The organism is Vibrio phycocola (assembly GCF_054404255.1).
Genome location: NZ_JBTAMQ010000004.1, coordinates 332,911 through 349,645, shown reverse-complemented (window position 1 = coordinate 349,645; position 16,735 = coordinate 332,911). Strand labels below are relative to the sequence as shown.

Genomic DNA, 16,735 nt, shown 5'->3' with positions numbered 1-16,735 from the left:
TAAAATGGTTAAGCCTTATTGCTTAACCACTAGATTACTCACAGTGCAGATTACCCACATCACCACATGATGTGATATTTAATAATTTAGGTTAATTGAGGATTTGGTATTGGCGAGCTTTGTTAATGGCCGCTCGACGGTTGGACACATCTAACTTCGAATATATGCTTTTTGTATGAGTGCGAAACGTGTTCAGGCTAACAAACAATTTAGATGCTATCTGAGGGCCGGTTAGCTCTGTATCTAGCCATTTCAGCACTTCAGTTTCTTTTGTACTTAATGGGTCGAGTAGCGTCGTTTCAATAACCTCTGAATTAGGTTTTTCAACATTGATCTGGTTCAATTCGATAAGTTCACGGATCGGACCGATCTCACTCATCCAAATCGTATTCTGGTGTTCTTGTTGAATGAGTATTAGTCGATCGAACGTCTCTCTAACAAGCTCACTGTTCTTTGCTTCAACAGCGTTTAACACTTCAGAAATTTTTTGCGTAAACAGTAAGCAAGGAAAACTCCGATTCAATGGTAAAGAATGCAGAGCTTGTTGGACATCAAGCCGCGAGGTCGGCTCTGCCAACATATAGAGAAGATAAGAATAACTATGACTAGAAACCGAAAGTTCAAAAGGAGGAGTTTGTGTCACGCTGGTCGAGTTACCCTTGTTAAGTTGATATAACTTCAACCAAAAAGAGGGTGGACGGTGGCACGGATTAGGCGGTTCACAGAAACATTGATCAGCTTCATAAAACAAACGCTGTGCTTGTTCATCTTGTCCTTGAGCTAAGGCTATTCTCCCTTCAATTAATAGATATCGGTATCGAGCCTCGGGCATAAAACCCAGCACACCGAACTGCTTAGCGATATCAAGAAGGTTTTGCGCGCTAACAATATCACCTTGTTCAAACACTATTTCGCCCAGCAATAGATACACATCTGCACTTCCTTCGACGGTATATCCAGAGTGCTGCTCATTCATTGTCACCGCTGTCTCGGCAACCTTTTTCGCCTTGTTTAGCCAACCTAATTGATAGTAATAATCACCGAGTAAAAAACGACTGGTGATTTGAGCACTTAGATCATTGGAATGATCCATATTGGCAACGGCGGCTTTAAGGCAATCTTCTGCTTTTTCAATGTTTCCTTGGCGCCATAAGGCAATCCCTTCTAGCGCTCTGGAGGAGCCTCGCCACACCTGCTCTTCGAATGGGAGCACCGCTTGTGCATTTCGCACTCTCAATAACACCTCTTCGGTATTGCCTTGAGCAGCATGAATATAGGCTTCTCCGATATTTACAATGCCAAATGCTGTGTTCTCTTGAGGAGTGAATCGTGACGTTAAATTCTCAAAATATATTCTGGTTGTATCAAGCAAATACATGCCTTTTTCAGGGTTAGAATAGAGCATGGCAAGTGCATAGTAGCCAGCCAACACGGGAAATTTCTGAATAACGTCTATATCAATGTTTGATAACCATTCAACCAGTATAGAATCATGACCATCAGCTCGCTGTTGAGGCCAATGGGTTTCAATAAGCTCTAATGCTCTCTCTGTGTTTCGAGTCGCAAAGGCATAGGAAATCGCATCTGATAGACGCCCACGATCCGCATACCAGGTTGCAATTCGCCAATTAAGTTCTTCTCTTCGCTCTGTGGTCATTTGCGCTCGAGTCATAAGCGCGTCAGCAAATAAATGGTGGTAACGAAACCACGTTTTTTGATTATCGAGAGGAATTAAAAAAACATTATTTTGCTCTAAATAGCTAAGGTGTTCAGCGCTATTGTCGATATCCAAAACAGCATTACAAAGTTCGACAGATAACTCGCTAAGTATTGAGGTTTCGAGTAAGAAATGACGAATTGAATTTGGCAGGTTGGCGATAACTTCTTCGGTCAGATAATCCAGAACAAAGGTATTGGAACCTGTAAACTGAGATACGATTTCTTCAATCGTGTCACTGTTAGAAAACAGTAAAGAAGACAACTGCAAACCAACCGCCCATCCTTCAGCTTTATGATTCACCGCAACGATATTTGCTCGGTTTAAGTCTGCAGTCGTATTTAGCTTTAAATACTCATTGGCTTCATCATCACTAAACCTTAAATCGGACGACCTAATTTCAAGAAGCTCACCTGATGCCCTTAACTTTGCCAAAGCTAGCGTGGGATCGGATCGCGTAATAAGCACGATGTGAACGTTATGCGGTAATTGTTCAATGAGGGCATTCATTAACTCGTTTACCTGTAGTGACTCCACAAGGTGATAATCATCTAACACTATCGTGATCTGATCTGAGTAATACGTTAATTCATTCGTGAGGGAGGTAATTACATGTTGGTGGTTCGCATTTCCTGCTTGCACTAGGTTCCACGCCTCTAGTACAAGTGTGCTATCCATTTCTCTGATTGCGGCGATTAAGTAAGTCACAAAGGTATCGGTATTTTTGTCTTTTGAATCCAACGACACCCAACAAATCGTGTTTTTTGCTTCAGCGCACCATGAGGCAACCAACTGAGTTTTACCAAAACCGGCAGGAGCAGAAACTAACGTGAGTTTAATGTCTAACGCCCTACCAAGCCTTTCTGTCAATATTGGCCTAGCAATGGCGTTAGATTTAAGTACTGGGCAATAGAGCTTCGTTTTGATAATCATGGTACACCCTTAATCGGTATTAATAGCCAGCATGAAGTCTAAATTTAAGATCTAAGATGCAATATTCGACATCACTGTGCAACTCAAGATCGGCAAAAATAACCGCACAACACCTGTTGCTCTGACCGGATGCCAAGTTAGTCCGTAGCATTGTCATTAACGCTGAACCGCAAAGGCCAATGGCAGCACTTTAATCATTAGAAGAAACCAAGCAATGAACGCGACGCCAAATAGACTGGCAAACACATCTCCAGATTCAACCAAGGTTCCGAGCCCTATTATCGCTATCGAGAACCCGATCCATTTTGTCGTCCGACTTAGTTTGTCTTCTGCGACCAATAAAAGAGAAACCAAAGAAATCCATATCGAACCAACCAGTTCATTGCCTCCACCAACACTTTCTTGAATCACGCCAAGCATTAGCCAAAGGTCAATTGCAGCTTGGCTATTTTCAGGGTACAACTTAGAAATTTGATGAATGGCTTCTATCGAAATACCACCACTTAGAAGCATAAAACCAGACCAAATACTGCCAATAATTAGCATCGCGATAGCGACGTCTGGAGATACTTTTCTTGTTAAATTAAAAAATGAGAGACTCAGAACAAATAAGGAAATGCCATAGACAAAATAAATCGCCACGTTCCAACTGATGTAAAGATAAACATCAGATAGCAAGGATTCGAGTATCGTGTGACTATGGTTAAAAGGCCCGTCAAGGTAAGTAAAATTTCCCACCAACAGAGCGAAACCATAAGCAAAACATACTAGGTTCACGACAAGCGCGTATTGAGCCTGTTTAATTGAAGTCATGACAAGCTGTCTCCTTTTCTGTAAAAAGAATCAGATTAACAATCATGACCAAGCTTAGAATCACCAGATATGGTGATTTAAATTTCCATCAATTTGTTGAGAATACCGACGACTTAATAGTAAGAGGATTTGAGAATGAACGATTTGAAGCAACGCATTCTAGTCGCTGGGGCCACAGGTTATCTAGGCAGTTACATCATCCAAGCTTTACAAGGTTCAGGTGCTGAATTTTATGCGCTCGCCAGACACGACCACAAACTAAGAACAATGGGGTTGAGCGATAAACAGATCACCATCGCAGAGGTAACCAACCCCGTTAGTTTGATAGGGTGCTGTGACGATATTGATGTCGTTATTTCGTGTGTCGGGATTACAAAACAAAAAGATGGCTTAGGCTATCAAGATGTGGATTATCAGGCGAACAGTAACCTATTGAAGGAAGCACAAAAATCGGGCGTAAAAAAATTCATCTATATCTCTGCCTTTAACGCTCCAAATTATCAGGGTGTACGATTGCTTAAAGCGAAAGAAATGTTTGCAAGCGAACTTCTCAATGCTCAAGCAATCACCCCATGTGTGATTCGACCGAATGGCTTTTTCTCAGATTTGGAAGAGTACTATAAGATGGCCCAGCAAGGTCGAGCTTACGTATTTGGTCAAGGTGAGATTAAGCTCAACCCTATTCACGGAAGTGATTTGGCCAATTTCTGCCTCGAAGCCATCGATAGAAATGACACAGAATTAGATGTCGGTGGACAAGACATTCTCTCAATCAATGACATTGCTGAACTTGGGTTTTCAACTCAACAAAATCCCGCCAAGATAACCTGTTTACCCGATTGGGTTCGAACCGCCTCTTTACTTATCGCCCGTCGTCTCCCGGAACGTATTGGTGGCCCTTTCGAGTTCTTTCTGACGGTCTGTGCCCAAGATATGATCGCACCAACCTATGGCGAGAAAACGTTGGAACAACATTTTAAATATTTGTATGACTCTCAAAGAAAGTAACAGCAGTTCCTGATTAGGGAAAGTCATCTCGATTTCATTTCGAGTGTTACGCGTGACAGTTAGGTTGCCGAACCGCAGCAGGATTCTATGTGCCCTAGGCCACGGTTGGATAAGTGCGGCAGTATCATAACGAACTCCGCACTCGGTGATAAACGACATCGATAAGTGACACTATGCGTTACACGGCATAAGTGGCCCAAAGGAAGGAGATAGGCATTGCAACAACCAACGCAGGTAACATACTCGCAATAGGGAAAGAGAGGATGCCACAAATTCGCGTACCGGTTGCAAACATAATTAAGCCGCCAACCGCAGAGAAATCAGCAATCATCTCAGGAGTTGTTAGAGGCAAAATAGATTGCGCACCAAAGTAAAGAATTGCCTGAACAATAAACTGAGGTAGAGCAATCGCCGCAACAGGAAAACCTAAGCTAATAGCAAAGATCGCCGCAGTAAAAAGGTCCAAGAATGATTTTGTGATCAGCAATGAAGCATCTCCTGTCATCCCCTCGTTCATCGCCCCAAACACACCGGTTGCACTGGCGCAGAACAGAACCGTTACTGCAATGAATCGCTCCATATACTCATCTTCAGAGAGATCACTGGTATTGGCCTTAAACAATCCATCAACGACTTTCTTGGCTCCTCTGGCACTGCTATCAATAATCCTCTCTAGGTTGATCGACTCGCCGATAATAGAACCGGAAACCAGACTTAATATGACCGCTGGCAAAAAAGCGACCTTACCTGTCATAACCAAGCCTAAACCAATACAGGCCAAGCCGAAGATCATCGGTAAGTTATCACGCATTCGCTTCGGAATTCGCTCACCAATAGTCGCACCACCAATGCCGCCAATTATCACAGCCACACCATTCAAAATAGGACCAAATAGCATAATGTTATCTCCCGACGTTTATACTTAAGATAGGTTAATTAACGCCATGGTATCGCTATTGACAATGTTCACCTATGCCGTAATGTACATACTAAATATCCATAATATGAATACCTATAGAGAACGGTTATCATGAATGAGCTCAAAACACTTGCACAATTCAACCTAAATTTATTGGTCCCACTAAAAGCACTGTTAGATTTACAAAGTGTGAGTGCTGCGGCTGAATATTTGAATTCAACCCAACCTACCATGAGCCGTCACTTAGCCACTCTGCGTGAATTATTGGATGACAACCTATTGGTTCGAGTCGGAAATGGCTATCAACTCACGCCTAAAGCACTCGCTATAAAACCCGATTTAGATACCTTAGTAACGGAAATCAATGAGATGTTTTTCTCAGTATTCCACCCAGAAAAAGACAAGCGACAGTTTGTGATTGCATGTCCAGACTATGTGTCAGCCTATGCACTCTACGATTCAATCAGTGAATACCTTAACAATGATAATGAACTTGAATTTTCTATTTTGAATTGGGATCAGCAATCGAGGAAACTGTTTTTGGATGGAGGTGTCGACTTTGTTATTTCAATTGAAGAGGATTTTGGCGCAAACTTTGTGCGCAAGCGCGTCGACAGTGGGGTTTGGGTGTGCCTAATGAAAAATGACCACCCTTTAACTCATCTCGAGCAGCCCACCATGGAAGATATACTCGCCTACCCTTTTGTACGTGTACTCACTGGCAGTGGAATTGATAAAGAGGTAGAAAGGCAACTAAGGAAATTAAAGCTAACGAGAAATATAAAGCTGAATACCCAAAGCTATTTCCCAATGTATTCTGCGGTAAATAAGAGCGATATGTTGGCATTTGTGCCACGCCATCACGCTCGCGCAGTTGCGTCAGATTTCAACCTTACCTACATAGACATCCCCATTGATCTACCGAACGTTTATTGGTCTATTTACTGGCATGAGAAACATAACAGCGATCACGCCCATCAATGGTTTCGTGACAATATTATCCCGAACTTAATGGCGTCAGATGGGCTACTTGATAACAAATACAAAACACAACCTTAGGCTGTTAGGAGATAACTCAATAAAGATTCGGTCGTGAGTTGATGACGACGTTAAGGCCAGTAACATCTCTGACCTTAACTTTGCCAAGGAATCCGTTAACTTTGAGGAACACTATCGGCACCACCGAGTGATTGATAGAGTTTAATCTGGGTAACAAATTGATTGTATCGGTTTTCTAACACCGTCGATTCGATACTCCGCCGTGATTCCATCGCATTAATCCAGTCAATCATATCGCTCGCGCCATTTTGGTATTTACTGGAATAGATACGTTCGATCTCCTGAGCATTAAGATACTGCTGCTGATACACGCTGCCTTGTTGGCGGTAGCTCTCTTTGGTTGTCAGCAGATTTGCAACCTCTTCCAACGCTTGATAAATGGTCTCTCGATAATTTACCACCGCAATCTCATAATCTATCTCAGAAATACGTTTGTTTAGTTCCATCTTATTCCATTCTAGAAAAGGGAGAACTATGCCGCTTCCTAATTTCGCGATGGGGTTTTGAAGTAAGTCTATTAGATTTGAAGAAGAAGAACTCAATGAGCTGGTTAAGGTAATTGTTGGCATATAGCCAGACGCTACGGCATCTTGATTAGCAAGAGAAGATCTCAACGCATATAAAGTCGCTTTTACGTCCGGCCGGCGCAGTAACAGATCCGAAGGTATCCCCGCTTCTACCTCGGGTACCGGTATCGTCGACAATTGGTCAATACGGATTCCTATGTCCTGTAAAGGTTGATTAACCAAGATCGAAATCGCGTTTTGAGCTGCCGCTAACTCTTGTTGCAGTTTGCTTAGTTGTATTTGTTGAGTAAACAAAGCTTGCTTCGACTCTAAGACCTCCAAACGAGTCGCTGAACCGCTGTCGTATTTATTTTGAGTCAATTTTGCAACGTGCTCAGTCCCATCGATATTCTTTTGGGTTAATCCTATCATCTGATTGAGATACCCTACCTTCCAGTAGAGCGTTGCCGTGGTCACGACTAAGCTTTGTGCGGTGCTTTCTCTATCTTGATAACTCGCTTTCACCATCCATTCATCCACATCGGCAACCGCATCGACACGACCCCACAGATCCAATTCATAGCTTAGAGACAAACTCGAACTAGAGCTCACCGTTGAGTCATCACCAATATCATACTCAAGTGACGATTTGTTTGAGAATCCGAGATTAGGCAATTTGTTGTTCTCGCTTAACCCTGCTTCTAATCGAGCTTTTCTTAAGGTCAACGTGGCCTTTGCCAAGTCACTATTTGAAGCAAAAACCTGATCAATTAAACTGTCTAGCTGTGAGTCGTTAAATAATTCCCACCATTTATTTGGCTGATGCACCGCTTCAATTTTCTCGCCTTGTGTCTGAGACCAATTTGTAGGTATATCGAGTTCTGGTGAATGAAAGTCACTGCGAGTTGTGCTGCACCCAATTAACGTTGTCGAGCACAACATCACCGTAATGAAATTGAATCTACTTATTTTCATTATATCTTCCTCACCTTAATCTCTTGAGAGTGCATCAACTGGGTTGAGTTTTGCGGCATTTCGGGCTGGCAAATAGCCAAACAAAACACCAATTAATGTTGAACAGGCGAATGCCGCAATGATGGAGGAACTGGTATAGATCATCGAAAAGCCGCTATTGGTATAGGAAAAAATAACGCCAACGAGATAGGCGAGCCCAATGCCCAAACCACCCCCACAAAAGCAGACCAATACCGCTTCAATTAAGAACTGGCGCATGATATCCATTTGCCTTGCGCCTACGGCCATTCGTATACCAATTTCTCGTGTTCGTTCGGTCACGGAAACCAACATAATGTTCATTACCCCAATACCACCAACCACAAGCGAGATAAAGGCAATGGCTGAAATGAGTAATGTCATGGTTTCTGAAGTTTGCTCGATACTTTTGCGCACCGTATCAGTGTTGATCGTGAAGAAATCAACCAAGCCATGACGCATAGTGAGCAAGCTAATGATCCCCTGCTCGGCTGCATCACTGGAAACATTATCTTTCACTCTTATCGTGATATCGTTTACGTAGTTTTGCCGAAATATCCGCCCAGATACCGTGGTGTAAGGCAACCAGATATTAAGTTCATCACTGTTGTCTGACACACTTTCAATCGGCTCAGCAACACCAATCACTCGAACCGGAAGGCGACCAAGAAAGATAACACTGCCGAGTGCGTCACCATCAGAAAAGAGTTCTTCTTCTGTGTTGGCGTCAATAATTGCAACTTGTTCCAACGTATCGACACTTGCCTGGTCAAAATACTGCCCTTGCGCTAACGAATACCCCCGCACCCGAAAGAATTCAGTACCCACTCCCTGAACAGAACCACTCACCGTTTCACTCGAATACCGAATGACAACATTGGCTCGTACCGTGGGCGTCACACTATCAACAAATGACAATGTCTTGAGTGCTAAGGCATCCTCTGCTGTGAGTGACCTAACTCGCCCAGCTCGGCGATCCCCTAGTCCTGTTCCGGGTTTGATCTCAATGGTATTGGTACCCATTGAAGCAATATTATCCAAAATCGTTTGCTGCGATCCCGTGCCCAACGCCACCACAGAAACCACAGAGGCAATACCGATAATAATTCCGAGCATGGTAAGAAAGGTACGTAAGCGATGATTCGACATCGCGAGTAGTGCCATTTTCAACGCTTCCATATGCCCTGCCCAGTTAATGGCCATTTTTACTTTGGGCTTTCTCTCTTTGGCACTCGGTACTTGACGTTGACTATTGCTGTCTATTGCACAATGTTGAGTATCGCGAATAATCTCACCATCTTTGATTTCAATCACTCGTTCAGCAAAGCTCGCGACATGCGGGTCATGGGTCACTAAAATAATGGTGTGCCCATCTTTATGCAGTTCTTGAAGAAGTTTCATCATTTCTTCGCCACTGCTGCTATCCAATGCACCGGTTGGCTCATCGGCAAGAATGACATCACCACCATTCACTAGGGCTCTGGCGACACTGACACGCTGCTGTTGCCCACCACTCAGTTGACTGGGCTTGTGATCTAAGCGATCACTTAATCCGAGTCGGGTAAGAAATTTTGCGGCCTTTTCTTGTCTAGAATGCTTGTCTTCATTGGCATACAAAGCGGGGACTTCAACATTGCCGAGCGCGGTCAAATCTCCTAAAAGGTGATAGCGTTGAAAGATAAAACCAAAATACACTCGTCGCAGTTTCGCGAGATCATCTTCCCCCATAGCCGATGTATCTTGTCCGTTGATGAAATAACGGCCTTTACTTGGCTTATCAAGACAACCAAGAATGTTCATCAAGGTAGATTTTCCTGAACCAGAGGTACCGATAATCGCGATCATTTCACCACGGTGAATCTTAAGATCAATCTTCTTTAACACCGTCAAGTCCTGCTCTCCGGCAGCAAAGCAACGACTCACACCGACAATATTCAATAGTGCTTCAGTCATAACCTATCGCCCCCCGCCAGGACGAGGACCACCTTGCCTTGGCATACCGCCTTGCTGAGCGCTAATCATTGATAATCCAGAAGTCTGAATACTGCGGCCGGTCGATTCACCGACTACAATCTCTTCACCTGCTTTAAGACCCGATAGAACTTGAGCATAAATTTTATTGTTGATCCCGACTTCAACATCACGGTATTCAACGGTCGATCCGTTTTTCACTTTGACTTGATAAGATGAATTTGGTCCGTGCTTCTTGAGCAAGATTTGCGACGGAACTAGTAAAGCATCCTTTGCGCTATCTAACACAATTGAGACTTGAGCGGTCATTCCGATACGCAGCAGGTTTTCCGGGTTTTCAACATCAAACAGAGCGTTATAGTAAATGGCTTCTTCATCACCAATCATCAGATCGCTATCATCGCCCGTTAGCAATGTTGGCCCTGGTTCAATGGCGCGCAATGTGCCACGAAATTTCGTTCCCGTTGCACCCAATATTGTGAAGTAAACTTCCTGCCCTGCCCGAATACGAATAATGTCAGCTTCCGACACCTGTGCCTTGATGGTCATAACATCCAGCTGCGCTAATTCGATAATATTCGGCGTACCTTGGTTGTTGTTTACGGTTTGTCCTTCTTCAACTGAGACATAAATGACGGTGCCATCAATGGGAGAGGCAATCGTGGTATAACCAAGCTCCAACTCCGCATTATCGACACTAATAATCGACTTCTCTTTCTCAGCGTCGAGCTGCTCCAACTCTGCTTGATAGACCGACAATACGAGCTCCGCAGTGTCGTAATCCGATTGCGACGTCGCGCCATCTTTCAACATCTTTTTCTTACGTTTAAATTCAGATAATGCATCTTTTATCTGAGCCTGCTTTGCCTGATATTGCGCACTATTACTCTTCAGGGATGCCTTAGCTTCTCTTAATGCATTTTGTTGCGTCAGATTATCGATTTGCGCAATCAAGTCACCTGCTTTTACTTGTTCGCCGAGTTGAACATGAATGCTCTCTATTAGACCAGAGACCTGAGAACCCACACTCACCAATTTTGATGGGTATAACACGCCGTTGGTTAGTACCACATTTTCAATGTTGCCTCGTGAAACAATATCAGTGGTATACACCGGATGATCTTCTCCTGTCACGCGGTATTTATAGGTAATACCGGCCGCAATACTGCCGAAGACAAGGAGCAATATCACAACTTTAGAACGTTTATTCTTCATCTTAATCTCTCAGGTTTTTGTCGGTTGTTTGGCTTAAATTGGTGAGAACACGGATATTTTTTCAACTTGTGAACATAACGGTAACTCTGAAGGTGAAGGACGTTGATGTTTTGCTTGCCCAGCGCTGTGATCTTTCTTTGAACCTATCGGCTGACGTCGAGGTTGGTCGAGCATGTTTGATTGAGAGCGGCAGCTTCGTGTAAAACTGACCGTTAGAGAGTCCGAATCCAGAACAATGCCACTCATGTGCTTTCTAAGTGTGGCTTCTGAAACGGGTTCAGATTGAGAGATTGCCAATGAGTCTGACAGGGCATAAAGGTGAAAGGTATACTTTTTTGGACCTGGGCCTTTTGAGCAAGGTGAGGCGTATTCGTTACCTCCAGTGACCACATTGCTACCTAGGATCCCAACTGACTTCCCAGCATCAACACCAGATACATCCGTGGGAATATTGTACATCGTCCAGTACCAACGAAGTCCTTCCGGTTTTCCCTCCCTAGCTTGCATCATTTCTGTGGCGGGCCTTGGTTTCGGGTTTAACTTAGATTTTGGGTTTGACTTAGGTTCTGGTTCGAACTCCGGTTGATGGTCCATGATCATAACCAAAGACTGCGCTCCTTCCGGCACACCGCTCCAACTTAATGGTGGAGAAATCCCCTCTCCTTCACATGTAAAGGAGATCGGTAGCGAATCACCATCGGAAAAGGCTGAACTGGTCAGTTCAAGTAAAGCATCGGCGGTTACTGACGACGAAACAAGCAGTATCATACTTGCGATAGAAACAATGATTTTACGATTCATAACCCAGTGTCCATAGTGATTAAGGTAACAATGTAAGCGTTACCTTAAGTCTATACAGTGGGCTTCTGAGAAGGATGACAATGCTGTCATTTAACGATATTAGGCTTTGTGTTTTTGCAGTACTAAACGGATAGAAAACGTCTCTTGATCGCAGGGTTCAATGGTGAGAGAACCGCCATGGGCACGCGCAATTTCGCGAGCCAAACCTAAACCCAGACCACTACCAGAGATACCTTGTGTGTAGTCAGGTTCTCCTCGGAAAAAGCGTTCAAATAGTCGGCTTCGAGTCTGGTTAGAAATGGGCTTGCACGCATTGATGATCAGCACATCAATTGTCGTTTCAGACTGCTTGGCTTGAATAGTGACGCCTTTATCGTGAAGGCTATAATGCATCACATTCACCAGCAGGTTATTGAGGAGCTGTCTTAGTAACACCACATCACCTTTAAGAGTCAGCTCTCGTTCAATCGTACATTTCAACACTAAATCATCCGATAATAGCTCCATATCAGCGGTTAACTCATCGAGTAAATCGGTGATATTTATCGACTCAAGATGAAGTGCCATCGAGCCAGAATCGGCTTGAGAAAGAAGCAGTAGTTTTCGAGTTATCGCGGAAAGATGTCCGACTTCATCAAGAATGGCGCTAAGGTCTACCTGCGCTAGGTCTTCACTAATCACCGCTTGCTCTAGTTTTCCTCTTAAAATAGTAAGTGGCGTTTTTAATTCATGAGCCGCATCGGCGGTAAATCGCGAGGATTGTTGAAAGCTGTTTTCTAATCGATTTAACATCTCATTATAGGTATCAATTAGTGCTTTAAATTCCTTATCTTCTTTGTGAGTCGATAAACGATGACTCAGATCTTTCTGTGTCACCTTACCCATAGATTTATGCAAGCGCTTCACTGGCCGAATGGAATTGGTGGCAATAAACCCAGCACCAAGAATACTGAGGATCAATGAGAAAGGCACAATAAAAATAAGAGCGGATTTTACGGTACTTTTTAACTCGCTGGTCGTGGCCGAAATATCAACAGCGATCACACTTTGTACACCCGGAATAGTAAATGAACTGGCTCGCCATTCATTCTGCTGATGTTCGAAGAAAATAAACTGACATGAAAGATGAGTGTTATTTGACGTGGTTGACTCTATTGAATCAACGTTTTCCCAATCAAACCGATTTGTAAACGTTTGTACATCCGCATTGTCTGATTTGGTTAGAATATGATGGTCATTGGATTCAACAAATACCATCAACTCATTCGGTAGATTGACTCTTAATTTATCCACCAAGTCATCAATCAGTTTGCCACCCTGAACATCGTGACCACTTAATTGAGTAACGTTAATCGGAGAATACTGGTCACCCGTAGTTGGCATGACTCGCTTAGCTTCCATACACAGGCGAGAATCGAGATGATCGAGCTCAACCTTCATAATTCGAGACCACCCAAACGTAATCACAACCGCAAGCACGACACTCACCGTTAGAATCGAGATAGCAAAGATCCGAGTACGAAAATACATGTTACTTCCTCAACGAGGGCTTAAACGGTAGCCAGTACCACGTACCGATTCTATCGCGCCAACCATTTTCCCGGCACTCTCCAAAGAGGCCAGTTTTCGGCGAATCCGTTTAATGCACACATCAACAACATTGGTACAGGGATCAAAATCGTAGCCCCAAACATGCTCCAACAATTGTCCTCGTGTGAATATTTGATTTGGCGAACGCATTAAATACTCAAGCAAACTAAACTCCCGACTGGTCAGATCCACAGATTGTCCATGGCAATGAATGTTGCGATGAATGCAATCAAGCTGCAACGCCCCCACCTCAACCATGTGTTGCTGTGTTCCTTCGTGTCTCCTAAGCAAGGCATGAAGACGAGCATTCAACTCTTCCACATAAAACGGTTTCGCCAAGTAATCGTCGGCGCCTAACTCTAAGCCTTTAATCCGGTCGCCTAGTTCGTTACGAGCGGTGAGTAAAATAATCGGAGTATCGATACCTTGTTGTCGAAGAGAGTGGAGGATATCCAGACCATCGCGACCGGGAAGCATGATATCGAGAACAATAACATCGTGTCGATTTTCTTTCGCGACTTCATAGCCTCGGTTGCCATCTGAACAATGAGTGACCGTGAAATGCTTAGTCCGCAAACCTTCGCAAACAAAATCAGCAATTTTCTGTTCATCTTCAACAAGTAATATTTTCATCGAATGGGAGACCTTGATAAGAGAAATAAAGTATCTCATTTGACCCATCGAACTCGCAACAAGTATGACAACATTGTCATTTTGGACTCGGATCATATTGCTCTATTTCAAGCTGAGACATACTGCTGTTTTTCAGGTTGCTTTCGTGACTCCCGTCATTAAGGGTGACTTTTAAAAAGCCGTAAACCATTGTTTGTAACCCAATAGAATTTTAGGCATCATAAGTTATTACTTACCATGTCGTCCGCTATGATCACCTTTGAGCGCTATCTTGGTTACCACGTTTCACTCCTCTTGGAACCCTTATGAATCGAGAAATATTTAAAGCCCATTTGGCGGTATTTACCGCGGTTGTTATCTGGGCAACGTCGTTTATTGCTTTAAAAGTTGCGGTAAGCGAAGTCGCACCAATGATCGTGATCTTTTCTCGAATGGTCTTGGGTTCACTGACGTTTCTGATTATCTGGAAATGGATTAATCACAAAATCGACTATCAAGCTGGTGACTGGAAATTGTTGGTGGGAATGGCCCTATTTGAACCCTGTTTCTATTTTATTTTCGAAGCTCAAGCGATGCGTTACACCAGTGCAGGTCAAGCTGGAATGGTAACGGCTATGTTGCCCTTGATGGTGGCTGTGGCGGCATATTTTCTTTTGAAAGAACGTAACACGCCACGACAATGGGTTGGATTGCTTATTGCCGTTCTTGGTGTGGTGTGGATGACTCTAAGCGGGACAGAAAGTGAACAAGCCCCTAATCCAATACTGGGCAATTTACTTGAGTTTGGTGCGATGGTGATGGCGGTGGGTTATACCCTACTCATTAAGCACTTAACACAACGATATTCGGCGTTCTTTTTAACCGCACTTCAAAGCTTTGCCGGTACGATTTTCTTCTTGCCGCTAGCATTGGCATCAGACTGGCCAAGTCAGGTATCAAGTAACGCGGTTGGTAGCATCATCTATTTAGGTTTGATCGTATCTCTGGGTGGCTATGGCTTGTATAACTATTCGCTTTCTTACATTAAAGCTTCTACTTCAGCAGGATACGTCAGCTTACTTCCAGCTTTTACGTTGATTTTTTCGATGCTACTACTGGGCGAGCGTTTAGATGCCATACAATGGATTACGATTGGAGTGATCTTTTTTGGCGTCATTTTGAGTCAAGAGAAAACGCCATCAGAACCAAAAGAAGCGTCTCCAAGCACCACGAGTTAATGAATGCTGTCTGAACGCTCGCGACTATATTCTTTAAAGCTGATATCTTCAGAATTGACACAATCGCTTCGGTGCTGTCCAGACGAAGCGTCTGCTAGGCATTGGCTTCTTTGATAGTCTTGACCGGCTTTATATAATTGTTCATTACTGCAACCTGCGACAACCAATACCGTAAAAACCGACAATAAATACTTACTCATTCTACCTCTCCAATTTTAAATTTATTCGATTAAGACACGGCTCAGTAAGCGAAGTTCAATAACACCACTTACCAAACATTGTCGGTTTAATAACCATAGCGTTGACGACTTTTGTTATCGCCTTATGTGCTAACAGTTCGGCCAAATTTAAGTTCTTCTTCACCTGGAGCCTCAAACCTTGGCTCCATAAATTCAAACATCATGTCTGTCACTTCAAAAGCGTATACCGATGGATCTTTTTCGCTATTGCGTTTATGGACTCGTTGCTTTCGTGTCTCGCTGGAAGCGTTTAAATAATGTATCTCGGGGTCGATATTTAGCTGCCTTGCTCTATCGGCAAATATGTCTCTTTGTGCTTTGGTAGTAAAACCAAGGTCTAGAATGACATTGCCATCAAGCGCTAAGATTTGCTCACTGACTTGCCAAATCTGGTCTGAACAACGGTTTACTCGTTCCATCATCCATTCAAAATCAAGCTCTATCATGTCTTTGGAAAACAGGGTCTGCATCCAAGGATCAATCGAAAACCGTATGCCCTTAATTTCATCTGCGAGAGAAAGTGAATACGTCGTTTTACCCACGCCTGTTGGACCACAAACTAAAATTAATCTTGCCATACTAATTACACCTCTATTATCACCAGTGAAGAATGCAGCTCGCCGCAGCATACAACGCATAATGGTAATCGTCGAACGAACTCGGTTAGAACTAAGAGCTCACTATCTCTATTGGCAATCCATCAGGGTCACGAAAGAATGTAAATCGATTATTTGTGAATTCATCAACCCTAATGGGTTCGACAGATACGCCCTTGGATATTAGATATCTTGTCATTTCCTCAATCGAATCAACAGTAAACGCCAAGTGCCTTAACCCTAATGCTTCAGGTCGATTTGGCCTTTCAGGTGGATAAGGAAAAGAGAAGAGCTCTATCTGAGAACCATCGGGTAATTCAAGATCGAGTTTATAAGATTGTCGTGCTTCCCGATAGTTCTCGGCAATAACATTAAGCCCTAGAATCGACGTATAAAAGTGCTTAGACTTTTCATAATCCGAACAAATTATCGCGACATGATGAATTGAGTTTAACAATTTGTACTCCTTCTAGACATAGACATGAAGATGATAACGAGTATATTTGCATTGTCATCATTATAAAA

At 43.3% G+C, this 16,735-nt stretch carries 15 protein-coding genes; 3 read left to right on the top strand and 12 right to left on the bottom strand.

All coding sequences use genetic code 11. The features are described 5' to 3' along the window. Nucleotides 1-91: 91 nt before the first annotated feature. Entirely contained in the window at nt 92-2,650 is a 2,559-nt protein-coding gene (locus ACXJY6_RS07820; RefSeq protein ID WP_458767972.1) for a winged helix-turn-helix domain-containing protein, read from the bottom strand. Nucleotides 2,651-2,806: 156 nt separating this feature from the next. Continuing rightward, entirely contained in the window at nt 2,807-3,463 is a 657-nt protein-coding gene (locus ACXJY6_RS07815; protein ID WP_458767971.1) for a hypothetical protein, read from the bottom strand. Nucleotides 3,464-3,598: 135 nt separating this feature from the next. Here ACXJY6_RS07815 and ACXJY6_RS07810 point away from each other — a divergent pair, with 135 nt between their 5' ends. Next, a complete protein-coding gene (locus ACXJY6_RS07810; protein WP_458767970.1) occupies nt 3,599-4,471 on the top strand; it encodes an SDR family oxidoreductase in 873 nt (290 codons plus the stop codon). A gap of 178 nt (nt 4,472-4,649) precedes the next feature. Here ACXJY6_RS07810 and ACXJY6_RS07805 read toward each other — a convergent pair whose 3' ends face one another. After that, nucleotides 4,650-5,369: a DUF554 domain-containing protein gene (locus ACXJY6_RS07805; RefSeq protein WP_458767969.1), complete on the bottom strand. Its 720-nt coding sequence runs from the start codon at nt 5,367-5,369 to the stop codon at nt 4,650-4,652. A gap of 132 nt (nt 5,370-5,501) precedes the next feature. On the opposite strand from ACXJY6_RS07805, the gene ACXJY6_RS07800 reads away from it, so the two are divergent. Beyond that, nucleotides 5,502-6,449 carry a LysR family transcriptional regulator gene (locus ACXJY6_RS07800; protein WP_458767968.1) on the top strand — a complete coding sequence of 316 codons (948 nt, stop codon included), beginning with the start codon at nt 5,502-5,504 and terminating at the stop codon, nt 6,447-6,449. 95 nt (nt 6,450-6,544) lie between these two features. Here ACXJY6_RS07800 and ACXJY6_RS07795 read toward each other — a convergent pair whose 3' ends face one another. From ACXJY6_RS07795 to ACXJY6_RS07770, 6 genes are all read right to left on the bottom strand, one after another. Beyond that, on the bottom strand, nt 6,545-7,930 hold the full coding sequence (locus ACXJY6_RS07795) for a TolC family protein (protein WP_458767967.1): 1,386 nt from the start codon (nt 7,928-7,930) through the stop codon (nt 6,545-6,547). A gap of 15 nt (nt 7,931-7,945) precedes the next feature. Then, nucleotides 7,946-9,901, bottom strand: coding sequence for a MacB family efflux pump subunit (locus tag ACXJY6_RS07790; protein WP_458767966.1), 1,956 nt, complete (start codon nt 9,899-9,901; stop codon nt 7,946-7,948). A gap of 3 nt (nt 9,902-9,904) precedes the next feature. After that, a complete protein-coding gene (locus ACXJY6_RS07785) occupies nt 9,905-11,134 on the bottom strand; it encodes an efflux RND transporter periplasmic adaptor subunit (RefSeq protein WP_458767965.1) in 1,230 nt (409 codons plus the stop codon). 33 nt (nt 11,135-11,167) lie between these two features. Next, nucleotides 11,168-11,935: a YbhB/YbcL family Raf kinase inhibitor-like protein gene (locus ACXJY6_RS07780; protein WP_458767964.1), complete on the bottom strand. Its 768-nt coding sequence runs from the start codon at nt 11,933-11,935 to the stop codon at nt 11,168-11,170. 99 nt (nt 11,936-12,034) lie between these two features. Next, nucleotides 12,035-13,465: an ATP-binding protein gene (locus tag ACXJY6_RS07775; RefSeq protein ID WP_458767963.1), complete on the bottom strand. Its 1,431-nt coding sequence runs from the start codon at nt 13,463-13,465 to the stop codon at nt 12,035-12,037. Nucleotides 13,466-13,474: 9 nt separating this feature from the next. Continuing rightward, nucleotides 13,475-14,254 (bottom strand): response regulator transcription factor, encoded by a 780-nt coding sequence (locus ACXJY6_RS07770; protein ID WP_458767962.1) that lies wholly within the window; start codon nt 14,252-14,254, stop codon nt 13,475-13,477. 209 nt (nt 14,255-14,463) lie between these two features. On the opposite strand from ACXJY6_RS07770, the gene ACXJY6_RS07765 reads away from it, so the two are divergent. Continuing rightward, nucleotides 14,464-15,375 carry a DMT family transporter gene (locus tag ACXJY6_RS07765; RefSeq protein WP_458767961.1) on the top strand — a complete coding sequence of 304 codons (912 nt, stop codon included), beginning with the start codon at nt 14,464-14,466 and terminating at the stop codon, nt 15,373-15,375. Here the strand turns inward: ACXJY6_RS07765 and ACXJY6_RS07760 are convergent. From ACXJY6_RS07760 to gloA2, 3 genes are all read right to left on the bottom strand, one after another. Beyond that, the gene (locus ACXJY6_RS07760) at nt 15,372-15,575 is read right to left on the bottom strand and encodes a hypothetical protein (protein WP_458767960.1); all 204 of its coding nucleotides are present in this window, start codon (nt 15,573-15,575) and stop codon (nt 15,372-15,374) included. The two genes, ACXJY6_RS07765 and ACXJY6_RS07760, sit on opposite strands and share 4 nt — an antisense overlap. Before the next feature lie 122 nt (nt 15,576-15,697). Beyond that, the gene (locus tag ACXJY6_RS07755) at nt 15,698-16,192 is read right to left on the bottom strand and encodes a P-loop nucleotide/nucleoside kinase family protein (protein WP_458767959.1); all 495 of its coding nucleotides are present in this window, start codon (nt 16,190-16,192) and stop codon (nt 15,698-15,700) included. Nucleotides 16,193-16,283: 91 nt separating this feature from the next. Further along, nucleotides 16,284-16,667, bottom strand: a complete 384-nt coding sequence (gloA2, locus tag ACXJY6_RS07750) for an SMU1112c/YaeR family gloxylase I-like metalloprotein (RefSeq protein WP_458767958.1) — start codon at nt 16,665-16,667, stop codon at nt 16,284-16,286. Nucleotides 16,668-16,735: the final 68 nt, after the last annotated feature.